This is a genomic window from Clavibacter sp. A6099, from assembly GCF_021919125.1.
GTDB classification, from domain to species: Bacteria; Actinomycetota; Actinomycetes; order Actinomycetales; family Microbacteriaceae; genus Clavibacter; species Clavibacter seminis.
On sequence record NZ_CP083439.1, the window covers coordinates 241,817 to 263,370 of the forward strand.

General features: G+C 72.3%; 15 protein-coding genes. 10 read left to right on the plus strand and 5 right to left on the minus strand.

Going from position 1 to position 21,554, the window contains the following annotated elements:
- The first annotated feature begins 7 nt into the window (after positions 1-7).
- Entirely contained in the window at positions 8-382 is a 375-nt protein-coding gene (locus KYT88_RS01195) for a PH domain-containing protein (protein WP_043583103.1), read from the plus strand.
- Between the two features lie 85 nt (positions 383-467).
- On the opposite strand, the gene KYT88_RS01200 is transcribed toward KYT88_RS01195, so the two are convergent.
- Positions 468-1,160, minus strand: coding sequence for a YceI family protein (locus tag KYT88_RS01200; RefSeq protein ID WP_043583105.1), 693 nt, complete (start codon positions 1,158-1,160; stop codon positions 468-470).
- A 218-nt stretch (positions 1,161-1,378) separates the two neighbouring features.
- Complete coding sequence (locus KYT88_RS01205) at positions 1,379-9,598, minus strand: pectinesterase family protein (protein ID WP_051629167.1); 8,220 nt, start codon at positions 9,596-9,598, stop codon at positions 1,379-1,381.
- Positions 9,599-9,878: 280 nt separating this feature from the next.
- Here KYT88_RS01205 and KYT88_RS01210 point away from each other — a divergent pair, with 280 nt between their 5' ends.
- The 5 genes from KYT88_RS01210 (at position 9,879) to KYT88_RS01230 (ending at position 13,827) form a co-directional block, all read left to right on the plus strand.
- Entirely contained in the window at positions 9,879-10,385 is a 507-nt protein-coding gene (locus KYT88_RS01210; protein ID WP_011931510.1) for a sigma-70 family RNA polymerase sigma factor, read from the plus strand.
- A complete protein-coding gene (locus tag KYT88_RS01215) occupies positions 10,382-11,173 on the plus strand; it encodes an anti-sigma factor family protein (RefSeq protein ID WP_043583107.1) in 792 nt (263 codons plus the stop codon). Before KYT88_RS01210 ends, KYT88_RS01215 begins: the two co-directional genes overlap by 4 nt.
- Positions 11,174-11,216: 43 nt before the next feature.
- Positions 11,217-11,792 (plus strand): helix-turn-helix domain-containing protein, encoded by a 576-nt coding sequence (locus tag KYT88_RS01220; protein WP_043583109.1) that lies wholly within the window; start codon positions 11,217-11,219, stop codon positions 11,790-11,792.
- The gene (locus KYT88_RS01225; protein WP_043583111.1) at positions 11,792-12,358 is read left to right on the plus strand and encodes a DUF6036 family nucleotidyltransferase; all 567 of its coding nucleotides are present in this window, start codon (positions 11,792-11,794) and stop codon (positions 12,356-12,358) included. The genes KYT88_RS01220 and KYT88_RS01225 overlap by 1 nt, the downstream gene beginning before the upstream one ends.
- Positions 12,359-12,453: 95 nt before the next feature.
- Positions 12,454-13,827 carry an MFS transporter gene (locus KYT88_RS01230; protein WP_043583113.1) on the plus strand — a complete coding sequence of 458 codons (1,374 nt, stop codon included), beginning with the start codon at positions 12,454-12,456 and terminating at the stop codon, positions 13,825-13,827.
- Here the strand turns inward: KYT88_RS01230 and KYT88_RS01235 are convergent.
- From KYT88_RS01235 to KYT88_RS01245, 3 genes are read right to left on the minus strand one after another with little or no spacing between them, the layout of a single operon-like run.
- Entirely contained in the window at positions 13,824-14,330 is a 507-nt protein-coding gene (locus KYT88_RS01235; protein ID WP_043583115.1) for a tetratricopeptide repeat protein, read from the minus strand. The genes KYT88_RS01230 and KYT88_RS01235 overlap by 4 nt on opposite strands.
- Before the next feature lie 23 nt (positions 14,331-14,353).
- Positions 14,354-14,668, minus strand: coding sequence for a hypothetical protein (locus KYT88_RS01240; RefSeq protein WP_043583117.1), 315 nt, complete (start codon positions 14,666-14,668; stop codon positions 14,354-14,356).
- 32 nt (positions 14,669-14,700) lie between these two features.
- Positions 14,701-15,711 carry a LacI family DNA-binding transcriptional regulator gene (locus tag KYT88_RS01245; RefSeq protein WP_043583119.1) on the minus strand — a complete coding sequence of 337 codons (1,011 nt, stop codon included), beginning with the start codon at positions 15,709-15,711 and terminating at the stop codon, positions 14,701-14,703.
- Between the two features lie 227 nt (positions 15,712-15,938).
- Here KYT88_RS01245 and KYT88_RS01250 point away from each other — a divergent pair, with 227 nt between their 5' ends.
- Genes KYT88_RS01250 through KYT88_RS01265 form a run of 4 tightly spaced genes read left to right on the plus strand, consistent with a single transcriptional unit; the run spans position 15,939 to position 21,547 of the window.
- A complete protein-coding gene (locus tag KYT88_RS01250; protein WP_043583121.1) occupies positions 15,939-17,231 on the plus strand; it encodes an extracellular solute-binding protein in 1,293 nt (430 codons plus the stop codon).
- Between the two features lie 10 nt (positions 17,232-17,241).
- The gene (locus KYT88_RS01255; RefSeq protein ID WP_043583123.1) at positions 17,242-18,267 is read left to right on the plus strand and encodes a carbohydrate ABC transporter permease; all 1,026 of its coding nucleotides are present in this window, start codon (positions 17,242-17,244) and stop codon (positions 18,265-18,267) included.
- Positions 18,264-19,169 (plus strand): carbohydrate ABC transporter permease, encoded by a 906-nt coding sequence (locus tag KYT88_RS01260; RefSeq protein WP_043583125.1) that lies wholly within the window; start codon positions 18,264-18,266, stop codon positions 19,167-19,169. Before KYT88_RS01255 ends, KYT88_RS01260 begins: the two co-directional genes overlap by 4 nt.
- Complete coding sequence (locus KYT88_RS01265; RefSeq protein WP_043583127.1) at positions 19,166-21,547, plus strand: beta-xylosidase/alpha-l-arabinosidase; 2,382 nt, start codon at positions 19,166-19,168, stop codon at positions 21,545-21,547. Before KYT88_RS01260 ends, KYT88_RS01265 begins: the two co-directional genes overlap by 4 nt.
- Positions 21,548-21,554: the final 7 nt, after the last annotated feature.

The window sequence follows — 21,554 nt, forward strand, 5'->3', positions numbered from 1 at the left end:
TCGGAGCATGGACGCCACCGCACCCCTGCTGACCTGGACCCTGGCCGCCGAGATCCCCGTCCCCGCCGACGTGCACGAGCTGCTCGTGGAAGGAGAGCAGGCGGTTGCCTCGTTCCGCACCTTCCGCGACTCGGCCACCTTCACGACGAAGCGCCTCATCGTGCGCGACGCCCAGGGGATCACGGGCAAGAAGGTGGAGCTGTACTCGCTGCCGTACAGCGCCATCAACATGTGGTCGACCGAGAACGCGGGCACCTTCGACCTCAACGCGGAACTCGAGCTCTGGACCCGCGCCGGTCACATCAAGGTGAAGCTCGGCAAGGGCGCCGACATCCGGCGCATTGACGGCCTCATCGCCTGGGCCGTACTGCACGCGCACTGACCCGGGCACGACGAAGGGGAGGGGGAGCGACCCGGATGCGCTCCCCCTCCCCTCGGCCGTGCGGCCCCGAGGGCCGCGACGACGCCTACTTGGTCGGCGTGGCCTTCACCAGGAACTCGACCGTGCCCTGGTCCTCGACGCTCACGAAGCCGAGGCTCGGGGCCTGGACGCCGTAGTCCGAGAAGGTGACGGGGATGGATCCGCTCACCTGCACGCCGTCGCCCGAGAGCGCGGCCTGCAGCGGCACGGTGACCGTCTGCGTGACGCCGTGCATGGTCAGCTCGCCGGTCGCCTGGACCGTCGCGACCTGGCCGTCGGCGGGCACGGCCGCGTCGACCGGCTGGGTCAGCGTGAAGGTCGCGTCGGGGTACTTGGAGACCTCCATCGCGGTGCCGCGGAAGTACTCGTCGCGCGGTGCCGCGTCGGTGGCGATGCTCGCGACGTCGACCTTCACGGTCGCGGCCGAGAGGGTGGATCCGTCGACCGTGATGGATCCGGTCACGTCCTCGGTCTTGCCGACGACGGTCACGTCGGTGCCGTTGAGCACCTCGGCGACGCGGTAGCCGGCGGTGCTGCCGGTGCCGATCTGCCACTCGCCGGACAGGTCGCTCGTGTCGAGCGTGGAGTCGGCGGGGGCGGCCGAGACGGACGGGGCAGCCGCGGGGGCGCCGACGATCACGTCGCGGTAGAAGGCGGGGCCGAACGCGGCGGCGCTGACACCGAGCACGACCACCACGGCCGCGCTCGTGCCGAGGATGATCTTGGTCTTCTTCTGCATGGGGGTCTCCTGATCCGGATGGTGCTCATCTGATCGCCGCGAGAGGCTGCGCCGACATCAGGGACGACGGACCAGCGAGGAGGATCGTTCACGGGCTCAGCGTCCTGCCAGGTTCGCGGCCTCGGCGGGCGCGTCAGCGGGTGCGCTCCCCACGCACGGGACCGCCCGCCGACGTGCGTCGGCGGGCGGTCCCGGTCGTGCTCGCGAGGCTCCGCGGATCAGCGGCCGGTGGGATTCCAGCCGTCCGTGCCCGCGAGGTAGCGCTGCGTCGTGAATGCCGCCGCGTCCGCGTCCGACAGCTGCGGGCGCGTGGCGGGATCCACGATCGCGGCTCCCGCGCCCGTGTTGCGGTGCTCGGAGAAGCGGCCGGCGGTCCAGAGCGTCACGGCGTCCCAGTCCTTCCAGGGCCGGGCCGTGTTGATCCCGGCGCCGAGGACGGTGTCCCGCACCACGACCTGCGCCTTGCCGGTCGTGGAGTACGGGCGACCGAGGGCGATGGATCCGGCGGCGCCGTCCGTCACGATCTCGCTGTCCGCGATGAGGAACCCGTACGTCGAGCCCGCCGCGATGGACGAGTCCGTCAGCGATGCGCCCGGGCGGTCGAGCACGTGGATCGTGCTGCGCTCCACCACGGTGACGGCGCGGCCGAGGATCAGGTCGGCCCCGCCCTCGAGGTACGAGTCCTTCACGTACACCCGGCTGTAGGTGGTGACGTTGGCGGTGGAGACGAGCAGGGTCTGCTTGTCGCCGAGCAGGCGCACGTGGTCGAGCACCTGCTTGTCGCCCGACTTCACCTGCACCGCGGTCGCCTGCGCGCCCGCCGCCGTCGCGACGCTCTGGAGCGTCACGTCGCGGAGGGTCCACAGCGGGGCCGAGATGGTCAGCGTCGCGACCGCGCCGCCGGGAGCGGTGAGGACGACGTCGGCCGGGTCGCCCGTCGCGCCGACGACGTTGACGCCGTAGCGGTTGCCGGACACGACGGCGCCTGCGTAGGTGCCGGGCTTCACGAGGATCGTGCGGAAGCCCTGCACCGAGTAGTCGGCATTGTTCGGCAGCGTGCCGGTGGCGGGATCCGTGGATCCGAGCACCTGCGCGAGGCTCGTGGCGTCGCCCGAGCCGTCGGCCGCCACCACGATGTCGACCTTGATCGGCGTCGCCCTCGCGACCGCGGAGGCCGCGGAGGAGTTGGCGGAGCCGTCGGTCGCGACGACCGTGTACGCGTACGCGGTGCCGATCGTGACCGCCGAGTCGGTCCAGCTCGTGGTGCCCGGGCCGACGGTGCCGACGACACCGGGGGCGCCGTCGCCCGTCGAGCGGAGCACGTCGTAGCGGGTCACGTCGTCGTCGGGCGACGCGGTCCAGCGCACGGTCACGGATCCGCGGCCGAGCTCGGTCTGGACCTTCGCGGGCACGGCCGGGGCCACGGCGTCGCCGGCGCGCGGGGTGCCGGTGGCGACCGCGGAGGCCGCCGAGACGAGGCCGGTGTCGTCGATCGCGGTCACCGTGTACGCGTACGCGGTGTCGTTGACGAGGCCCGTGTCCGTGAAGGCGGGAGCCGTGAGCGGGGTGCTCGTGAGCTTCTCGCCGTCGCGGTAGACGTCGTATCCGGCGATGTCGGCGTCGGCGTTCGGGGTCCAGGAGAGGAGGACCTTGCCGTCGGCGCCGGTCGCTAAGACGCCGACGGGTGCCGCGGGCGGCGCCGTGTCGACGGGGCGCACCTCGGCGGTGGCGGGTGCGGAGGCGTTGCCCGCCGCATCCACCGCGACGACCGCGTACCGGTACGTCGTCCGGTTCGCGAGGTCCCGGTCGGCGAAGGCCGGCGTGGTGCCGACCGTGCCGACGAGGTTCGCCGCTGCGATCGAGACCGTGGCCGATGTGGAGCGGTACACGCGGTAGCCGGCGATGTCGGCGGCCGTCGACGCGGTCCAGGCGAGCGACGCCGAGGCGTCCCCTGCCGTGGCGACCAGGTCGGCGGGCACGCCGGGGGCGGTCACGTCCGCCGGGGCCGCGGGATCCGCGACCGCCGGGTACCACGTGGGCGCCCCGAGCCACTGCGCCACGGTCGCACCGAGCGACTCCGCGGGGGAGAGCTGCGGGCGGGTGGCGTCCTGCGCCGCGCCCTCGCCCGTGTTCGCGTATTCAGCGAAGCGGCCGAGGGTCCACGGCTCGCCGGACGGGCCGGTGCCCCAGGGCTGGCTCGTCTTGACGCCGGATCCGAGCACCGTGTCGCGCACGACGGCCTGGCCGATCGAGCGCGGCGTGAACGTGTCGGCCCACGCGCGGTACGGACGTCCCAGCTGCACGTTGGTCGCGCCGGTCGTGTCGACCCGGCTGCCGATGAGCAGGAAGCCCTTCGCGTTCTCGGCCGTGCTCGGGGTGAGGACCGTGCCATTTGTGCGGACGGAGATCGTCGTGTCGTGGACCACGAGGGATCCGCGGCCGAGGATCACGTCGTTGCCGCCGGCGATGGTGGAGCCGGTGATCATCTGCCGTGCGGCGACGGTGTAGGTCGACGTGTCGGCGAAGACCGTTCGGCCAGCGGAGCTCGAGATCGCGGTGCCCGCGAGGAGCACCTTGTCGCCGGTCATCGACACCGCGGGGGCGTTGCCGGTGGCCGTCGTGTTCGCGATCGAGAGGTTCCGAACGGTGACGCTCGAGCCGGTGATGCCCAGCGTCGCGGTCGCCGTGGCGTTCGTCAGCACGGTGTCGGCTGCGGTCGCGCCGGATCCGACGATCGTGACGTTCGACTTCGCGACCGTCGTGGTGCCGGCGTAGGAACCGGGATCCACGCTCACGACCCACTCGCCGTTCCCGGGAGCGGCGTCCACGGCCTTCTGCAGCGTCGGGTAGTCGCCGCTGCCGTCGGCGTGCACGGTGGCGTCGACCTTGAGGGCCGGCGTCGCGGAGGCGCTCGCGGAGGCGGGCGACTCCTGGCCGGCCGCGTCCACCGCGCGCACCGTGAAGGCGTAGGCGGTGCCGTTCACGAGGCCCGTGATGGTCGCGGAGGAGGTGGCCGTCGTGGCGACGAGCTGCCCGTCCCGATAGACGCGGTAGGCGCGCACGTCGGACTCGGTGCTCTCCGCCCAGTCGAGCGACACCTGCGCGGCACCCGGCGCGGCGACGAGGCCGGCGGGCGCGACGGGGGCCGCATCCATGGCCGGGGCGCCGGTCGGGTCCCAGCCGTCCGTGCCGCCGAGGTAGGCGGCGGGCGTCTGGGCGAGGGCGTCGGAGGCGCTCAGCTGCGGGCGCTTGTCGTTGACCGTCGCCGCGGGTCCGGTGTTGCGGAACTCGGCGAGGCGGCCGTCGGTCCACACGTTGGGCGCGAAGTCGGTCCACGGCTGCGCGACGGCGATGCCGCCGTCGAGCCAGCTGTCCCGGATCACCGTCTGGCCGCGCGAGGTGTCGGCCTGCGTGCCGTCGCCCCAGCCGCGCCACGGGCGCCCGAGCGCCATGGTGGGCGCGTCGTTGTCCGCGGTGATGCGGCTGTCGACCACGAGGTAGCCGCGGCTCTTCGACGCGGTGCTCGGGGCGAATACGGTGCCGCCGTTGCGGGTGGTGGCGTGGATCGTGACCCGGTCGAAGACCGCGGCGGCCCGCCCGAAGACGAAGTCGACGTTGCCCGCGATGTAGCTGTCCACGTAGTACTGGCGCGGGTAGCCCGCGCCGTCGGCGGTGATGTTGCCCGAGGCGTCCGCGTTGAGCGTGTCCTGCGTGCCGAGGAGGCGCACGTGGCGGTACGTCTGGCGGTCGCCGAGCGCGCGGAGCGCGACGGCCTGCGTGTTGTTCGGGCCGATCTCCGGGTGCGCGGCGCTCGAGAACGAGTTCTCGATGGTGAGGTCGCGCACCTGGACGCCGGATCCCGAAAGGGTCGCGGTCGCGCTGCCGGCGGTGCCGCACGTGGCGGCGACGACGGCCGGGCACGTGGTCGCGCCCTTGGCGGTGCCGTTCGCGTTGTCGTACGTGATGACGACGTCGCGCGGCTCGCCGGTGGTGCCCGCGATGACGATGTTCGCCTTGGCCGACGACACCGCCTCGCGGTACGTGCCGGGCTTCACGAGGATCACCTTCGGCGCCGCGGCGGTGCCGGCCGGGATGGCCGCGAGGGCCGCCTGCAGGGTCGTCACGTCACCGGATCCGTCTGCCGCCACCGTGATGTCGGCGACGAGCGGCTTCACCGCGGGCGTGCCGGTCACGACGGCGGACGGGGCGGACGCGTTCCCGGCCCGGTCGACCGCGACGACGAGGTAGCGGTAGGCGGTGCCGTCGACGAGGCCGCGGTCGAGGAAGACGGGCTTCTGGACCTCGGCCACGAGGTGCGCGGCGTCGGCGACGAGCGCGTCGGATCCGGTCGCCCGGTGGACGCGGTACCCCACGACGTCGCTCTCCGCGCCGGTCGACCAGGAGAGGCCGACCTGCTTCTCGGCGCCCGTGGCGACGAGGCCGGTCACGGCGGCGGGGGCCGCGTCGGCGTCGAGCGGGGCGACGGGGTTCCAGCCGTCGGATCCCGCGAGGTAGGCCGCCGACGTGCTCTCGGCCGCCTGCGCGTCCGTCAGCTGGGCGCGGTCCGCGCCCGTGCTCGCGCCCGGGCCGGTGTTCGCGTACTCGGCGAAGCGCGCGGACTGCCACTTCGTCGTCACTCCGCTGTTGACCATGTCGGTCCACGCGGTCTTGCTCACGACCGGGCCGAGCCAGGTGTCGCGCACGACGACCTGAGCGTTCGCGTCCGGGTCCGCGATGGATGTGCCGTCGGCCTGCTTCTTGCCCGGCTGCCAGGGGCGGCCGAGGTTCTGCGAGCCGTCGGGCGCGGTGCCGATGATCCGGCTGCCCGTGATGAGGAAGCCGTGCGCGTTGCTCCGGTCGGTGCTCGCCGCGGTGACCGCGCCGTTCGGGGTGGTGCCGTGGTCGAGCGCGTTGAGCGTGCTGCGGTCGATGACCACGGTGCCGCGGCCGAAGACGAAGTCGACGTCGCCCTCGATCCAGCTGTCGTGGAAGTACGAGCGGGCCGGGACGGCGGCGCTCGGGCTGTTGGCGTAGAGCGTGTCCTGGTTGCCGAGGAGGCGCACGCCGTCGTAGACGAGCCGGTCGCCCGTGGTGCGGAGCGCGACGGCCTGGCCGTTGGCGTAGGTGCCCTCGACGTAGGCGTTCTCGACCGTGAGGTCGCGGAGCGAGACGTCGTTCCCCGTGATCACGAGGGTCGCGCTGCCCGAGGTGCCGTACGTGTCTGCGACCCCGTCGGTGGTCGTGCCGGTGGGCGTGCCCGCGGCGCGGTCGCCCGTGATAACGACGTCCTGCGCGGTGCCGGTGGCGCCCACGAGGATCGTGTGCTGCTTCGCGATGGTGGCGTACTCGGCGTAGCGGCCGGCGACGAGGGAGATGACCGTGGGGTCGGTCGCGGTGCCGGCGGGAGCTGCGGCGAGGGCGGCGGTCAGCGTCGGGAAGACGGTCGCGCCGTTCGCCTCGGCCCGCGGATCCACCGTGATGTCGACGACGATGGCCGCGGCCTGCACGGTCACCTCGACGGCGTCGCTCGGCGCGGAGGAGACGCCCGTGCGGGAGTCGGCCGTGATCGCGTAGCGGTACCGCGCGCCGTTCACGACGGTCGTGTCGCTGTACGAGGGCGAGTCGGTCGAGGCGATCCTCGCGAACGCGCCCGTGGCGTCGGCGCGGTAGACGGTCCAGCCGGTCACGCTCGCCGACGTGTCGTCGCCCCAGGTGAGGTGGACGACGCTCGAGTCGGCAGCCGCGACCACGTTCGCGGGCACGGCGGGCACGGCGGCGGAGGCGGCGACGACCGGGTTCCAGCCGTCCTTGCCCGCGAGGTACTTCTCCGGCGTCGCGTTGGCGGCGTCCTTCGCGGTCATCTGCGGGCGGTTCGCGTTCACGGTCGCGCCCGGGCCGATGTTCTGCGACTCGGCGAAGCGCGCGTCCTGCCAGGCGAAGGGGACCTTCACGCCGGAGGAGTTCGTGGAGGACATGTCGTCCCACGGCGCCGCGGTGTCGATGGCGGAGGGGAGCCAGGTGTCCTTGATCACGACCGAGCCGAGCGCCTTCGGATCCGCGCTCGGGTGCCACGGACGACCGAGGTTGACGGTGCCGTCGGCCGCGTCGCTCACGATCTTGCTGCCCGTGATGAGGAAGCCGTACTTGCTGCCCTCGTCGGTGCTGGCCGCGGTGAGGTAGCCGTTGTTCGCCTTGCCGCGGTCGAGCGAGCGGAAGGTCACGCGGTCGAACACCGCGGTGGCGGCGCCGAACAGGTAGTCCACGTCGCCCTCGATGTAGCTGTCCACGTAGTACTGGCGGATGCGCGTCGTGGGCTTCGGGGTGTCGGCGAGCAGGGTGTCCTGGTTGCCGAGGAGGCGCACGCCGCGGGCGATGAAGCGGTCGCCCTCGACGCGGAGCGCCACGGCCTGCGCGCTCGTGATCTCGGGGTGCGCCTTCTCGTCGAACGCGTTCTCGACGGTCAGGTTGTCGAGGGTCACGTCGGTGCCGGTCACCCGGATCACCGCGCTGCCGGCCGTGCCGAGGGTCTCCTCGGGCTCGTCGGGGTCGGTGGATCCGCTGGCCTGCGCCGCGGAGATCACGACCTGCGACGGGTCGGTGCCGAGTCCGTGCAGCATCACGTTCGACCGGTCGAGGGAGAACGACTCGCGGTACGTGCCCGGGTCGATGTCGATGCGGTGGTTCGCGAGCGCGGTCTTCGGGATCGACGCGACGGCCGCGGCGATGGTCGGGAACTGCTTGCCCGCGCCGACCGTGAGGACCGTGTACTCGACGGGGATCGCGACGGGCGCGGTGGTGGAGGTCCCGGAGACGGTGCTGGAGACCTTGGAGACGTTGCCCACGAGGTCGCGCGCGGTCACGCGGTAGAAGACGGGGACGCCCTGGGGCGCGCTCGTGTCGGTGAAGCGGGGCGGGGATCCGGCGGCCGCGGTCGTGATGGTGGAGAGCAGCACGAAGGTGCCGTTGCTCGTGGTGCTGCGCGAGACGCTGTAGCCCGCGACGTCGGTGTCCTTCGGCGCGGTCCACGTGAGGTCGAGGCCGGCGGCGGGGCTCGCCTTCACGGCGAGGCTCGACGGCGCGGCGGGCGCGACGTTCGGGTTGTTCCCCGTGACGGCGACGTACGCGGACGTGTTGCCTGCGTGGTCGACCGCGCGGATCCGGTAGTAGGTCGTGGTGCCCTCGGTCGCGGAGGGGTCCGTGAAGGTCGTCGTCGCGTACGCGGGGGTGCCGGCGGCGGGGAGGAGCTGGCGGTAGACGTCGTCGGATCCGCGCTTGGACACGATGTAGCCGGCGAGGTCGGCCTCGGCGTTCGCCTTCCACGAGATCGTCATGCCGCCGCCGTTCGCGACCACGACGGCCTTGGGGCTCGACGGGGTCTTGGGCGCGGTCTTGTCGACGGGGATCGCGACGGACGCGGTGGCGGCGGCCGAGGATCCGACGGCGTTGACCGCGGTCACCTGGTAGTACGCGGTCGCGCCGGCGGGCGGCAGATCCGTGTACGTGGTGGCGGTGAGGGCGGATCCGCTGACGCGCGTGAAGGGACCGGCCGCGCTCGTGCCGCGCGCGACGACATAGCCCGTCGCGCCGGTCGCGGCGCTCCAGGTCAGCGTGACGGCGCCCGTGGAGGAGGAGGCCTTGGCCGTGAGCGAGCCGGGCGCCGCGGGGGCGGTCGGCGCGCCCGCGGGCCGCTTCGCGGATGCGGTGGACGCCGACGAGGCGTTGCCCGTGAGGTCGACCGCGGTGATCCGGTAGTAGGAGGTGACGCCGCCCGGCGCCTGCGCGTCGGTGAACGCGGAGGCCGCGATCGGCGAGGCCGTGAGCGTCGTGTAGGTCCCGCTCGATGACGTGGACCGCGCGACGACGTAGCCCTTCAGGTCGATCTCGTCGGAGTCGGCCCAGTCGAGCGCGACGCCCGAGGCGGAGGCGGTGGCCTTCACGCTCGACGGCGAGTCGGGGGCGTCCTGGTCCTTCGCGGTGACCTGCTTCACGCTCGACGGCTTCGACTCGTTGCCGGTCGTGTCGTAGGCGGTGACGGCGTAGTAGCCGGTGGATCCGCCCGCGATGGCCGCGTCCGTCGCCGTGAGCGAGGTCGTGGTGGCGACGCGCGACGCGGCGGACGCCGTCACGGTCTTGGTCGCGCTCCGGTACACGCGGTAGCCGGCGAGGTCGGATGCGGAGACCTTGCCCCACTTCATGACCGTGCCGACGCCGCCCGAGTACTCGGCCGAGACGCTGCCCGGCGTGGAGGGTGCGCTGGTGTCGGCCGCGAAGGCCGACGAGGCGGGGATGACGGTGCCGGCGATGACGGCTCCGGCGACGACGACGGCCGCGGCGCGCAGGCGCGAGCGGGTCGACGTGAGCGGGCCGGATGCGGCCGCGCGGTGCTTCGGGTTCGGACGGGTGACGGCGAGCGGAGGCTCGTTGGAGGAGCGCGACATGCGGGTGCGGTGCCTTCGGGTGAGGCGCGACCTCACGCCGGTGGCCGCCACGCGGGAACGTGGGAGAGCGGCTCGGATCGGGAGAGCGCGGGGGAGGGCCGACAATCGGGTAAGAGCCGGCCAAGGACAATCATGCACACGCATGTGCATCGCGCATAGTCCCGGAGGCGTTCTCGGAACGGTCGACCCGAACGGGGGGTGCGCGGCGTCTCCTGAGATGATCTCCCCATCGCGATGAACCATCCGGCCGTCCATCTCGTCGTGGAGGGAGGAGGCACGGATGACCACGGAGAGCACGGCCCGCATGCGGGCGCTGCACGATGCGCACGCACCCGCGTTGCAGCGGTACGCGCTGCGGCTCACGGGGGATCCGGCGCTCGCCGAGGACGTCGTGCAGGAGGCGCTGCTGCGGGCCTGGCGCTCGCCCGCGATCCTGGCGGAGGACGACGAGTCCGCCCGCCGCTGGCTCTTCACCGTCGTGCGGAACCTCGTGATCGATGACAGGCGCAGCGCCTGGCGCGGCCGCGAGACGCCGACCGACGTGCTGCCGGAGGATCCCGTCGCGGATGCGTCCGACGCCATCATCGACCGCCTGCTCGTGGCCGAGGCGCTCGCCTCGCTCTCCGCCGAGCACCGCCGTGCGGTCGTCAGCTGCTACCACCTGGGCCGCACCGTCGTGGAGACCGCGGAACGCGAGGGCGTCCCGCCCGGCACCATCAAGTCCCGCCTCCACTACGCGCTCAAGGCGCTCCGGCTCGCCCTGCAGGAACGAGGAGTCACCCGATGAACGACCGCGCCGACGACATCCACGAGTGGGATGCCGCGTACGTGCTCGGCAGCCTGAGCGCCACCGACCGCGCGCTCTTCGAGGCCCACCTCGAGGGCTGCGACGCGTGCATGCGCTCCCTCGCCGAGCTCTCCGGCCTGCCCGGCGTGCTGCGGATGCTGCCCGTCGAGGAGGCGATCGCGCTCATGGACGAGCCCGAGGCCCCCGCCGTGCCGCAGCCGGTCGCGCCGGCGCAGGACGCGCCCGGCCACCGGGTGCCGCGCCGGGGCCGTCGCCCCCTCTCGGGTGCCGCGCGCGCACCGCTGTCCCGTCGCACCGGCGGGTGGCTGCTCGCGGCCGCCGCCGTCGTGCTCCTCGTCGGCGGCGCGGGCCTCGGCTCCGCGCTCCGCGCCGGCGTGAGCGCGCCCGTCGCGGATCCGTCCCCGGCCTCCTCCTCGCCCGCCGGGGACACGTCCGGGGATCTGTCCGAGGGCCTGCCCGCCGACGCCGTGAGCATGCGCTCCGATCTCGACGAGGGCGTCACCGCGAAGCTCGCCCTCACCTCGCAGCCGTGGGGCACGCGCTTCGACTGGAGCTGCGAGTACGCGGGCGGCGGCGTCGGCCAGGGCGCCTACGACCTGGTCGCGATCGAGGACGACGGCACGCGCACGGTCGTCGCCACCTGGGGCGCTGGACAGGCGGAGTCGCGGCTGCTCGCCGCCACCTCGAGCCTCCCGATGGATCGGATCCGCACGGTGCAGATCACGCCCTCCGACTCCGACGTGGTGCTGGCGAGCAGGGACCTCTAGTGCTCATCCTGATAGCATCCGCCATGTCAGAGGGGGGTGCATCATGTCCATCAGTGAACTGGTTCATGCCGCACGGCGGAGCCGCGGATACACGCAGCGCCAGCTGAGCGGACGTTCCGGCGTCGCGCAGTCGACGCTGTCGGACCTCGAGTCCGGGAAGCGGAGTCCCAGCGCCGAGACCGTCGATCGGCTCCTGCTCGCGACCGGTCATCAGCTCATCTCGATCCCGACCCGACGGCACACGGCGGCCAGCGCGACGGCCGAGATCGCCTCGCGACTGGCCGAAGGGGACCGCGAGCGCGCCGTCCGTCACTTCATCCAGCTCGCGGACGACCTGGCCGCGGTCCACGACGAGGTCCGGTTCGCGCTGACGATCGCGGAGCCGCCTCGGACCGGGGAGAAGCGTTGGGATGCGGCCATCGCCGGTCTCGTCGAGCACCGGCTCGAGGAGGAGGGCTTCCCCCTCCCGTCGTGGGTCGGCTCCGATGATCGCCGGCTGCGGAGGAGCTGGATCTTCGGAGACGGCGTCTACGACCTGCCGGTGGAACCCGACCGCGCGGTCCCTGCCTTCCGCCGTCATGGCGTGCTCCTGGACCCCGCCACGCTCGCGAGCGTCTGATGCACGCACTCGACCGGAGCGCACTGATGGCCGCGCTATCCGAGCTCATCGCCGAGCTGCGGCTCCGTGGTGTCACCGGACGGATGCAGATATTCGGGGGCGCGGCACTCACGCTGTGCCACTTCGATCGTGGGACGACGGTCGACATCGACGCCAGGCTGCGATTCGATGCGGACGTGCGGGACTCCGTCACCCTCATCGCGGAGAGGCACGGCTGGGGCTCGGACTGGGTCAACGACGACGGGGCCTTCTTCCTCCCGGCGTATGGCCGCGATGTGGAATGGACCTCGATCTTCGAGGAGGACGGCCTGGCGGTCGAGATCGCGTCGGCCGAAGCCCTGCTCGCGATGAAGCTTCGCGCCGGGCGCCCCGGACGCGACGGGCAGGACATCGCCCGTCTCATGGTCATCTGCGGGCTGTCGTCGGTCTCCGAACTGGAGGACGTGCATGAGGCGTACTACCCGGGAGACGGCCTCTCTCCACGGGCCGAGAGGCTCGTCACGAGGATCATCGAGGTCGGGCTCCCGGACCGCCCGGAGACCCCGCCCCGGCCGATGATCGGCTGACGGAGGGAAGTCCCCGTCGCACCCCTGGCGCGCCGCCCGCGCCGCGCCGTAACCTGGCGTCCCACACCTGAGGAAAAGCAAGCGGCGAGGACCCGATGAGCGACCCGGCAGCGCAGGCAGACGCGCCCGACGTGCCCGCGATGAGCGACGCCGACGCGGCCGTCGTCGCCGCCCGCTGGAAGCGCAACGCGACCCTCTTCCTCAGCGGCCAGACGGTCTCGCTCTTCGGCTCGATGCTCGTCCAGTACGCGGTCATGTGGTACGTCACCTTCGAGACCCGCTCGGGCCTCGCGGTCGCGCTCTACGCGGTCTGCGCGTTCCTGCCGCAGGGCATCGTCTCGATCTTCGGCGGCACCCTCGCCGACCGCATGAACCGCCGCGTGCTCGTCATCGCGTCCGACAGCACCATCGCGATCGTCACGCTCGCCCTCGCCCTGCTCATGATGAACGGGGTCACCGACCTCTGGATCATCCTGCTCGCGGTGGCCGTGCGCTCCGTCGGCGCCGGGTTCCAGACGCCCGCGGTGCAGGCGATGATCCCGCAGATCGTGCCGCCCGAGCAGCTGCTCCGGATCAACGGCATCTTCGGCACCATCCAGTCGGCGATGGCCCTGCTCGCGCCAGCCGCCGCGGGCGCGATCTTCGCCGCCTACGGCCTCGTGCCCCTCTTCTTCGTCGACGCGATCACGGCCGCGATCGGCATCGCGTTCCTGCTCTCGGTCGCGGTGCCGACCCTCGCGTCCATCGCCGACAAGACGTCGACGTACCGCGAGGACCTCGTCGAGGGGATCCGCTACATCGGCGGCAACCCGGTAGTGCGCTGGCTGCTCGTGGTCTTCGCGATCATCTTCCTGCTCACGGTCGCGCCGTCGTTCATCACGCCGCTGCTCGTGGCCCGCACCTACGGCACCGAGGTGTGGATGGTGACGGTGCTCGAGATCGCCTTCAGCGTCGGCATGCTGGGCGGCGGCGCGCTCGTGTCGACGCTGTTCGCGAAGTCCGACCGCATGACGCTGATCCTCGTGAGCTGCTTCGGCTTCGCCATCTTCACCGCGGGCCTCGGCCTCAGCCCCAACCTCTGGGTCTTCTACGGCTTCATGTTCGCGATCGGCCTGTTCGTGCCGCTGTTCTCGGCGCCGTTCATGACGCTCGTGCAGGAGACCGTCGCGCCCGAGATGCACGGCCGCGTCTTCAGCTACGTCGGCATCGTGATGGCCCTCGCGACCCCGATCGGCGCGGTCGCGTTCGGCCCGCTCGCCGACGTGTTCAGCGTCCAGACGCTGCTGGTCGCGGCGGGGATCATCACGGTCGTGGTGATCACGGTCGCCATCTCGCTGCCGTCGGGGCGTGCGGCGATCCGCATCGCCCGCGAGAAGAAGGCGGAGGCGGATGCGGGGGATGCGGATCCCGATGCCGACGGACCCGCCACGACAGCGGTCGACTCGGCGCGCGTGACGCCCGGCTCCTAGCCCGCCGCCGGATCCGTCCCGTCGCGCTCGGTGAGCTCGTCCGCGTACGCCGCGACGGCCCGGCCGTACTCCGGCAGCGTCGGCGCGAGCCGGCGCAGCGCCACGGCCAGCGCCTCCGTCGGACGGCCGGCGTCGTGCAGCGCGAGCGCGAGGAAGGCGTCGCGGCCGGGCCCGTGGACGTCATCGGGCATCGCCTCGAGCAGAGCGACGGCCTCGGCGGCCTCGCCCACGTTGCGCAGGGAGCTCGCGAGCTGGATCACCGCGAGCGGCCGGTGCTCCGGATCCAGCCCGCCGTCGAGCGCGGCGCGGTACAGAGGCACGGCCTCGGCCTCGCGGCCCACGAAGTCGTGCGCGCTGGCCAGCTCGTAGAGCGCCCGCGGATCGTCGGCCGGGCGCTCGGCGACCAGCGCGCGCATCCCGGCGACGGTCTCGTCCGCCTGCTCGTCGTCGGCGCTCGCCCAGAAGGCGGCGACCCGGGCGTCCCAGTCGTCGTGGTGATCCATGCGCCCAGCCTGGCAGGCCCGGGTCAGTCCTCCGCGGCGGGCGGCCGCGGATCCGGCGCGGCCGCAGCCGCGCGCTTCCGACGCGACGATCGTGTGGCGCGCAGCACGAGCCACACGGAGAACCCGATCACCACGAGTGCCACCCACGCGCTCCGGATCGGGCCGGCCGGCAGGAAGATCGCGACGACCATCAGCGGGATCAGCGCGTAGAACTGCACGATGGCCGTGTCCGTGCGGACCTCGTCGCGCTCCCGGGCCTCATCCGGCGTCGACCGCCGCATCCAGTGCGACACCGGGATCTCGGGTCGCTCCGGCTGCTCCGCAACGTCATCACCCATGCGTCGAGCCTGCCAGTCGGGCGGCCCGCCGCTCACCGCGTCCGCGTCGGCGGCGGCCCCGTCGTCGCCCGGCGCACGAGGCGCGTCGGCAGCTGCACGTGCATCGCGTCGGGCCCGGTGCCGCCCATGAGCGACATGAGCAGGTCCACCGCGGTCGTGCCGAGGCGCTGCATCGGCTGGCGGATGGTGGTGAGCGCCGGGGTCATCTGCGACGCCTCGGGGATGTCATCGAAGCCGATGACGGAGAGGTCCTCGGGCACGCGGATCCCGAGCTCGGCCGCCACCTGCAGGATCGCGATGCCCGAGAGGTCGTTGGCGGCGAAGATCGCGGTCGGCCGATCCGGCATCGACAGCAGGGCGCGCGCCGGGTCCCGCGCGGCCGCGGTGAGGAAGAGGCCCGCGCGGACGAGCGCCGGGTCGAACGCGATGCCCGCGTCCTGCAGCGCGCGCCGGTAGCCGGCCTCGCGCAGGCTCGCGGATCGGAGGTCGGGCCGGCCCGCGAGGAAGCCGATCCGGCGGTGCCCGAGCTCGAGGAGGTGCCGCGTCGCCTGGAGCGCGCCGCCGAGGCTGTCGGACTCGACGCTCGGCAGGTCGGCGGGACCCGTGTGCGGGTCGATGGAGACGACGGGGATGTCGGTCTGCGCCGTCACGACCGTCGGCGTCACCATGATCGCGCCGTCGATGAGGGTGCCGCTCAGCCGGCTGAGCGACCGGCGCTCCCAGCCCGTGTTGTCCACCTGCCGGGAGCCGCTGTAAGCCAGGAGGTCGTAGCGCGAGTTCCGGAGGGCCGCGCCCACGCCCTTGAGGATCTCGGCGCTGAACGGCTCGAAGCCCGCCACCAGCACGCCGATCACGCCGGTGCGGTGGGACCGCATGCTGCTCGCGACGAGGCTCGACTCGTAGCCGAGGCGCTCGACGACCTCCATCACGCGGCGCGACGTCTCGGCCGAGATCCCGTAGCGCCCGTTCACCGCCTTGGACACGGTGGACACCGAGACGCCGGCGGCAGCGGCGACGTCGTGGATGGTGGGGCGGCGGGACATGGACTGGACCCTACGCCCGGAGAAAAGGATTTCGAAAACGTTTGACGAAGATCCGGCCGCGACCGAGACTGGCCCGACCGGCCCCCCGTCACGACGAGGCGACGACGCGACGACGCGACAGAGGGCCCGGACCGAGTCGCACCCCACAGCACCAGGCACGCGGCTCGTGCACGTCCCCCCCCCGACACCCGCCAGGGTGCGCTCAATGAAGAGACAGGTAGAACGACATGAAGGCACGGAAGATCCTCACGGGATCCGCGGCCCTGCTCGTGGGGGCCCTCGCCCTCACCGGCTGCAGCGGCAGCGGATCCGGCAGCGGCGACGACGGCGGCCCCGTCGAGATGACGCTGTGGCACAACTCCACCACCGGCCCGGGCAAGGCGTTCTGGGACAAGACGACCGCGGACTTCAACGCCGCGAACCCGGGCGTCACGGTCACGCCCACGTCGGTCCAGAACGAGGACCTCGACGGCAAGCTCCAGACCGCGCTCAACTCGGGCGACGCGCCCGACATCTTCCTGCAGCGCGGTGGCGGCAAGCTCGCCGCCACGGTCGCGGCGGGACAGGTCATGGACATCACGGACGGCATCTCCGCCGACGCGAAGGCCGGCATCGCGCAGAGCGCGTTCGACGCGAACTCGATCGACGGCAAGGCGTACGCCATGCCCGTCGCCGTGCTCCCGAGCGGCATCTTCTACAGCCAGGACCTCTTCACGGCGGCCGGCATCACGGAGACGCCGAAGACCATGGACGAGCTGGACGCGGCCGTCGACAAGCTCAAGGCCACGGGAGTCGCCCCCATCGCGCTCGGCGCGAAGGACGCGTGGCCCGCCGCGCACTGGTACTTCAACTTCGCGCTCCGCGAGTGCAGCTCCGCCACGCTCGAGAAGGCCGCCACGGACAAGGACTTCAGCGACGACTGCTGGATCAAGGCGGGCCAGGATGTCGAGGACCTCGTGGGCACGAACCCCTTCAACGACGGCTTCCTCACCACCGCGGCGCAGCAGGGCGCCGGCTCGTCGGCCGGCCTCATCGCCAACAAGAAGGCGGCCATGGAGCTCATGGGCGCCTGGGACCCGGGAGTAATCGCGGGCCTGACCCCGGACACGAAGCCGCTGGCCGACCTGTCCTGGTTCCCCTTCCCGGAGATCTCCGGCGGCAAGGGCGAGCCCGGCTCCATCATGGGCGGCATCGACGGGTACTCCTGCTCCGCGCAGGCCCCGAAGGCGTGCGTCGACTTCCTCAACTACATCGGCACCGCCGACGTGCAGAAGGAGTACTACGCGGCCTTCAACGCCCCGCCCGTGAACACCGAGGCGCAGACCGCGGTCACCGAGCCGTACCTGAAGGAGATCATCGCGGCGTACAACGACGCGCCCTACGTCTCCCAGTGGCTCGACACGGTCTACGGCCTGAACGTCGGCAACGCGATGAACGTCGGCGTGGTCGACCTCATGGCGGGCGACGGCAGCCCGGAGAAGCTCATCCAGACCGTCGGCGACGCGGCCAAGAAGGCCTAGGCGCACCGACATGGCCATCCGCGAGAGCTCGCTCGACGAGCAGCGTCCCGCGGCTGATCCTGCACACCCCGAGGGCGGCGTCGTGACGACGCCGCCCTCGGCGGTCCGTGCGCGACGCCGCGGCCTCGGCTGGTCCGGTCGCCTCGAGGTCCTGATCCTCGTCGGCCCGGCCCTCCTCTTCTTCCTGGGCTTCGTCATCTACCCCGTGGTGATGGCGGCCTACTACGGCTTCTTCAGCTGGCAGGGCTTCGGCCCGCCCACGGTGTTCGTGGGCTTCCGGAACTACATCACGATCCTCCAGGACCCCACGTTCCACGAGGCGCTGATGCACAACGCCGTCATCGTGATCCTGTCGCTCGTGCTCCAGGGCCCGGTCGCGATCCTCGTGGCGCTCCTGCTCAACCGGAAGCTGCGCGGCCAGTCGATCATCCGCGTGCTGATCTTCGTGCCGTACGTGATCTCCGAGGTCGTCGTCGGCACCGGCTGGAGCCTCATGCTCCAGGGCTCCGGCGCGCTCAACGGCTTCCTCGCGAATGTCGGCCTGGGCGACCTCCGGCAGGACTGGCTCGCCAACCCGGACATCGCGATCTGGTCGCTCATGACGATCATCACGTGGAAGTACATCGGCTTCGCGGTGATCCTCTTCCTCGCGGGCCTCCAGGGCATCCCCGAGGAGCTGTCCGAGGCGGCCGCCATCGACGGCGCGTCGTACTGGCAGATCCAGCGGCGCATCACGCTGCCGCTGCTCGCGCCGACGCTGCGCATCTGGGCGTTCCTGTCGATCATCGGCTCGCTGCAGCTGTTCGACCTCGTGTACATCATCTGGGGCCAGTACATCTCGGCCACCGCGGGCACCTCGACCATGGCCACGTACCTCGTGGCGAACGGGCGCGGATCCGGCAACTACGGGTACGGCAACGCCGTCGCCGTGGTGCTGTTCCTCATCTCCCTGGTCGTCGCGCTGATCTACCAGCGGTTCGTCCTCAACCGCGACACCGCCGGCGCCCTCACGGGTGCGGGAAGGAAGAAGAAGTGACCGCCGTCACCGCGGCTCCGCGCAACGCGGACCTCGATCCCACCTACTCGGCGAAGACGCCGAAGCCCAAGCGCGCCAAGGTGCCCGGGCAGGGGAACAACCCCGTCCCCTACCTCGTCGCGGTCGTGCTGATCGCCCTGATGCTGACGCCGGTGGCGTACATCATCCTGGGCGGGTTCCGCACGAACGCGCAGATCACGACCGATCCGGCGGGCTTCCCGTCGCCGTTCCAGATCCAGAACTACCTCGACGTGCTCGGCGGCTCGATGTTCTGGCGGCAGGTGGGCAACTCGCTCATCGCGGCGATCGGCACCACGGTCGGCGCGGTCGTCCTCGGGCTCATGGCGAGCTACGTGCTGGCGCGCTACACGTTCTTCGGCCGGGGAGCGCTCTACGCGCTGTTCGCGTCGGGGCTCATGTTCCCCATCACGGTGGCCATCACGCCGCTGTACATCGTGATCCGCTCGCTCGGCCTCACGAACTCGCTGCCGGGGATCATCCTCCCGCAGATCGCGTTCGCGCTCCCGACGACGATCATCATCCTGGTGCCGTTCCTCCGGGCGATCCCGGACGAGATCCAGGAGGCCGCGTTCATCGACGGGTGCAGCCGCATCGGGTTCTTCTTCCGCATGGTCGTGCGGCTGTCGATGCCGGGCGTCATCACGGTGGGCATCCTCGCGTTCATCGGCAGCTGGAACAGCTACCTGCTGCCGCTGTTCCTCCTCAGCGACGCGTCGATCTACACGCTGCCGCTCGGCGTGCAGTCGTTCTCGTCGCAGTACTCGGTGGACACGGCCAAGGTGCTCGCGTTCACGTCGCTGTCGATGATCCCGGCGCTGATCTTCTTCTCGATCTTCGAGCGCCGCATCGTCGGCGGCCTCACCGGCGCGGTGAAGGGGTGACCGGGGCGGAGACGTCCCCGGCGCCCGGCGCCGTCGCGCTGCCCGAGGTCTCGGCGCGCGTGCGCGAGCTGCACGCGCGCATGACCCTCGAGGAGAAGCTCGCGCAGATCGTCGGCTACTGGGTCGACCAGGGCGGCGAGGTGGTCGCGCCCATGCAGGGCGAGATGGCGACGACCGGCCGCTACGAGGAGGCGACCGAGCACGGCCTCGGGCACCTCACCCGCGTGTACGGCACGCGTCCGGTGGATCCCGTCGAGCGCGCGTCCTGGCTGTGGGCCGAGCAGCGCCGCCTCCAGAAGGAGACGCGGCTCGGGATCCCGGCGCTCGTGCACGAGGAGTGCCTCACGGGGCTCGCCGCGTGGCAGGCCGCGACCTTCCCCACGCCGCTCGCGTGGGGCGCGTCCTTCGACCCGGGTCTCGTGGAGGAGATGGCCGCGCTCATCGGCGGGTCGATGAAGGAGCTCGGCGTGCACCAGGGCCTCGCGCCCGTGCTCGACGTGATCCGCGACGCCCGCTGGGGCCGCGTCGACGAGTGCATCGCCGAGGACCCGTACGTGGTCGGCACGATCGGCACGGCGTACGTGAAGGGGCTGCAGTCGGCCGGGATCCACGCCACGCTCAAGCACTTCGTCGGCTACTCGGTCTCGCAGTCCGGCCGCAACCACGCGCCCGCGCACGTGGGCCCGCGCTTCGTGGAGGACGTGCTGCTGCCGCCCTTCGAGATGGCGGTGCTCGACGGCGGCGTGCGGTCGGTCATGAACTCGTACGCGGAGATCGACGGCGCGCCCGTCGGCGCCACCCCCGAGTACCTCACCGACGTGCTGCGCGGCCGCTGGGGCTTCGACGGCGTCGTGGTCTCCGACTACTTCTCCGTCGCGTTCCTCCAGGTGATGCACGCCGTCGCGGGCGACCGCGGCGAGGCGGCGGCGCTGGCCCTCGCGGCCGGCATCGACGTGGAGCTGCCCACGGGCGACGCGTACCTCGCGCCGCTGGCGGAGCGGATCCGCGCCGGGCTCGCCGACGAGTCGCTCGTCGACCGCGCGGTGCTCCGCGTGCTCGACGAGAAGGAGGAGCTGGGGCTGCTCGACGCGACGTTCGAGGATCCGCCCACGTCGATCGATCTCGACACACCGGCCCACCGGGATGTCGCGCGCCGGCTCGCGGAGGAGTCCGTGGTGCTGCTCGCGAACGACGGCACGCTGCCGCTCGCGGGCGCCGGCCGCACGGCGCCCGGACGCATCGCGCTCATCGGCCCCAACGCCGACAGCGCCGAGGCGCTCATGGGCTGCTACTCGTTCGCGAACCACGTGCTCGCGCACCACCCGGGCACGCCGCTCGGGTTCGCGATCCCGACGGTCGCCGAGGCGCTGCGCGTCGAGCTGCCCGACAGCGAGCTGGTGCTCGTGGCGGGCGCCGAGGTCGAGGGCGACGACCGCTCGGGCTTCGCCGCCGCGGTCGAGGCCGCGCGCGGATCCGACCTCGCGGTCGTGGTCGTCGGCGACCGGGCGGGCCTGTTCGGCCGCGGCACGGTCGGCGAGGGCAACGACGTCGAGAGCCTCGAGCTGCCGGGCGTGCAGCGCGAGCTGGTCGAGGCCGTGCGCGCCACCGGGACCCCCGTGGTCGTGGTGCTGCTCACCGGCCGGCCGTACGCGGTGGCGTGGGCGGTCGAGGGCGATGCGGCTCCGGCGGCCGTGCTGCAGGCGTTCTTCCCGGGCGAGGAGGGCGGATCCGCGATCGCGGGCGTCCTCTCCGGCCGGGTGTCGCCCTCGGGTCGCCTGCCCGTCTCGCTCCCGCGCTCCGCGGGCGCGCAACCGTTCTCGTACCTGCACCCGATCCTGGGCGGCCCGAGCGAGGTGACGAGCGCGGATCCCACGCCCGTGCTCCCGTTCGGGCACGGCCTGTCGTACACGACGTTCGCGCGCACGGATCTCTCCGTGACATCGGCCGAAGTGGCGGCGGGGGAGGCCTTCACCGCGACCGTCGAGGTCCGCAACACGGGCGACCGCGACGGCACCGACGTCGTGCAGCTCTACGCGCGCGACGTGCAGGGCAGCGTCACGCGGCCCGTCGCGCAGCTGCTCGGCTACCTGCGGCTGGATCTGGCCGCGGGCGAGTCCGCGCGCGTCACGTTCCGGGTGCCCACCACCCGCCTCGCCTTCACCGACCTGCGGTACCGCCGCGTGGTCGAGCCGGGCGCGGTCGAGCTGTGGGTCGGCCCGTCGAGCTCGGTGAAGGAGACGGAGGCGGCGATCGAGGTCACCGGATCCGCGCACCACGTCACGATCGCCGACGAGCGGTACGTGGGCACGTCGGTCGAGCGCGCCGGGGTCACCGCGGACGCGTCCGCGGTGCCGGAGCGGGTGCTCGAGCCGAGCTGATCCCGCC

Coding starts and splice junctions, on each gene's coding strand:
- KYT88_RS01195 (WP_043583103.1), top strand. CDS start 8: ATGGACGCCACCGCACCCCTGCTGACCTGGACCCTGGCCGCCGAGATC.
- KYT88_RS01200 (WP_043583105.1), bottom strand. CDS start 1,160: ATGCAGAAGAAGACCAAGATCATCCTCGGCACGAGCGCGGCCGTGGTG.
- KYT88_RS01205 (WP_051629167.1), bottom strand. CDS start 9,598: ATGTCGCGCTCCTCCAACGAGCCTCCGCTCGCCGTCACCCGTCCGAAC.
- KYT88_RS01210 (WP_011931510.1), top strand. CDS start 9,879: ATGACCACGGAGAGCACGGCCCGCATGCGGGCGCTGCACGATGCGCAC.
- KYT88_RS01215 (WP_043583107.1), top strand. CDS start 10,382: ATGAACGACCGCGCCGACGACATCCACGAGTGGGATGCCGCGTACGTG.
- KYT88_RS01220 (WP_043583109.1), top strand. CDS start 11,217: ATGTCCATCAGTGAACTGGTTCATGCCGCACGGCGGAGCCGCGGATAC.
- KYT88_RS01225 (WP_043583111.1), top strand. CDS start 11,792: ATGCACGCACTCGACCGGAGCGCACTGATGGCCGCGCTATCCGAGCTC.
- KYT88_RS01230 (WP_043583113.1), top strand. CDS start 12,454: ATGAGCGACCCGGCAGCGCAGGCAGACGCGCCCGACGTGCCCGCGATG.
- KYT88_RS01235 (WP_043583115.1), bottom strand. CDS start 14,330: ATGGATCACCACGACGACTGGGACGCCCGGGTCGCCGCCTTCTGGGCG.
- KYT88_RS01240 (WP_043583117.1), bottom strand. CDS start 14,668: ATGGGTGATGACGTTGCGGAGCAGCCGGAGCGACCCGAGATCCCGGTG.
- KYT88_RS01245 (WP_043583119.1), bottom strand. CDS start 15,711: ATGTCCCGCCGCCCCACCATCCACGACGTCGCCGCTGCCGCCGGCGTC.
- KYT88_RS01250 (WP_043583121.1), top strand. CDS start 15,939: ATGAAGGCACGGAAGATCCTCACGGGATCCGCGGCCCTGCTCGTGGGG.
- KYT88_RS01255 (WP_043583123.1), top strand. CDS start 17,242: ATGGCCATCCGCGAGAGCTCGCTCGACGAGCAGCGTCCCGCGGCTGAT.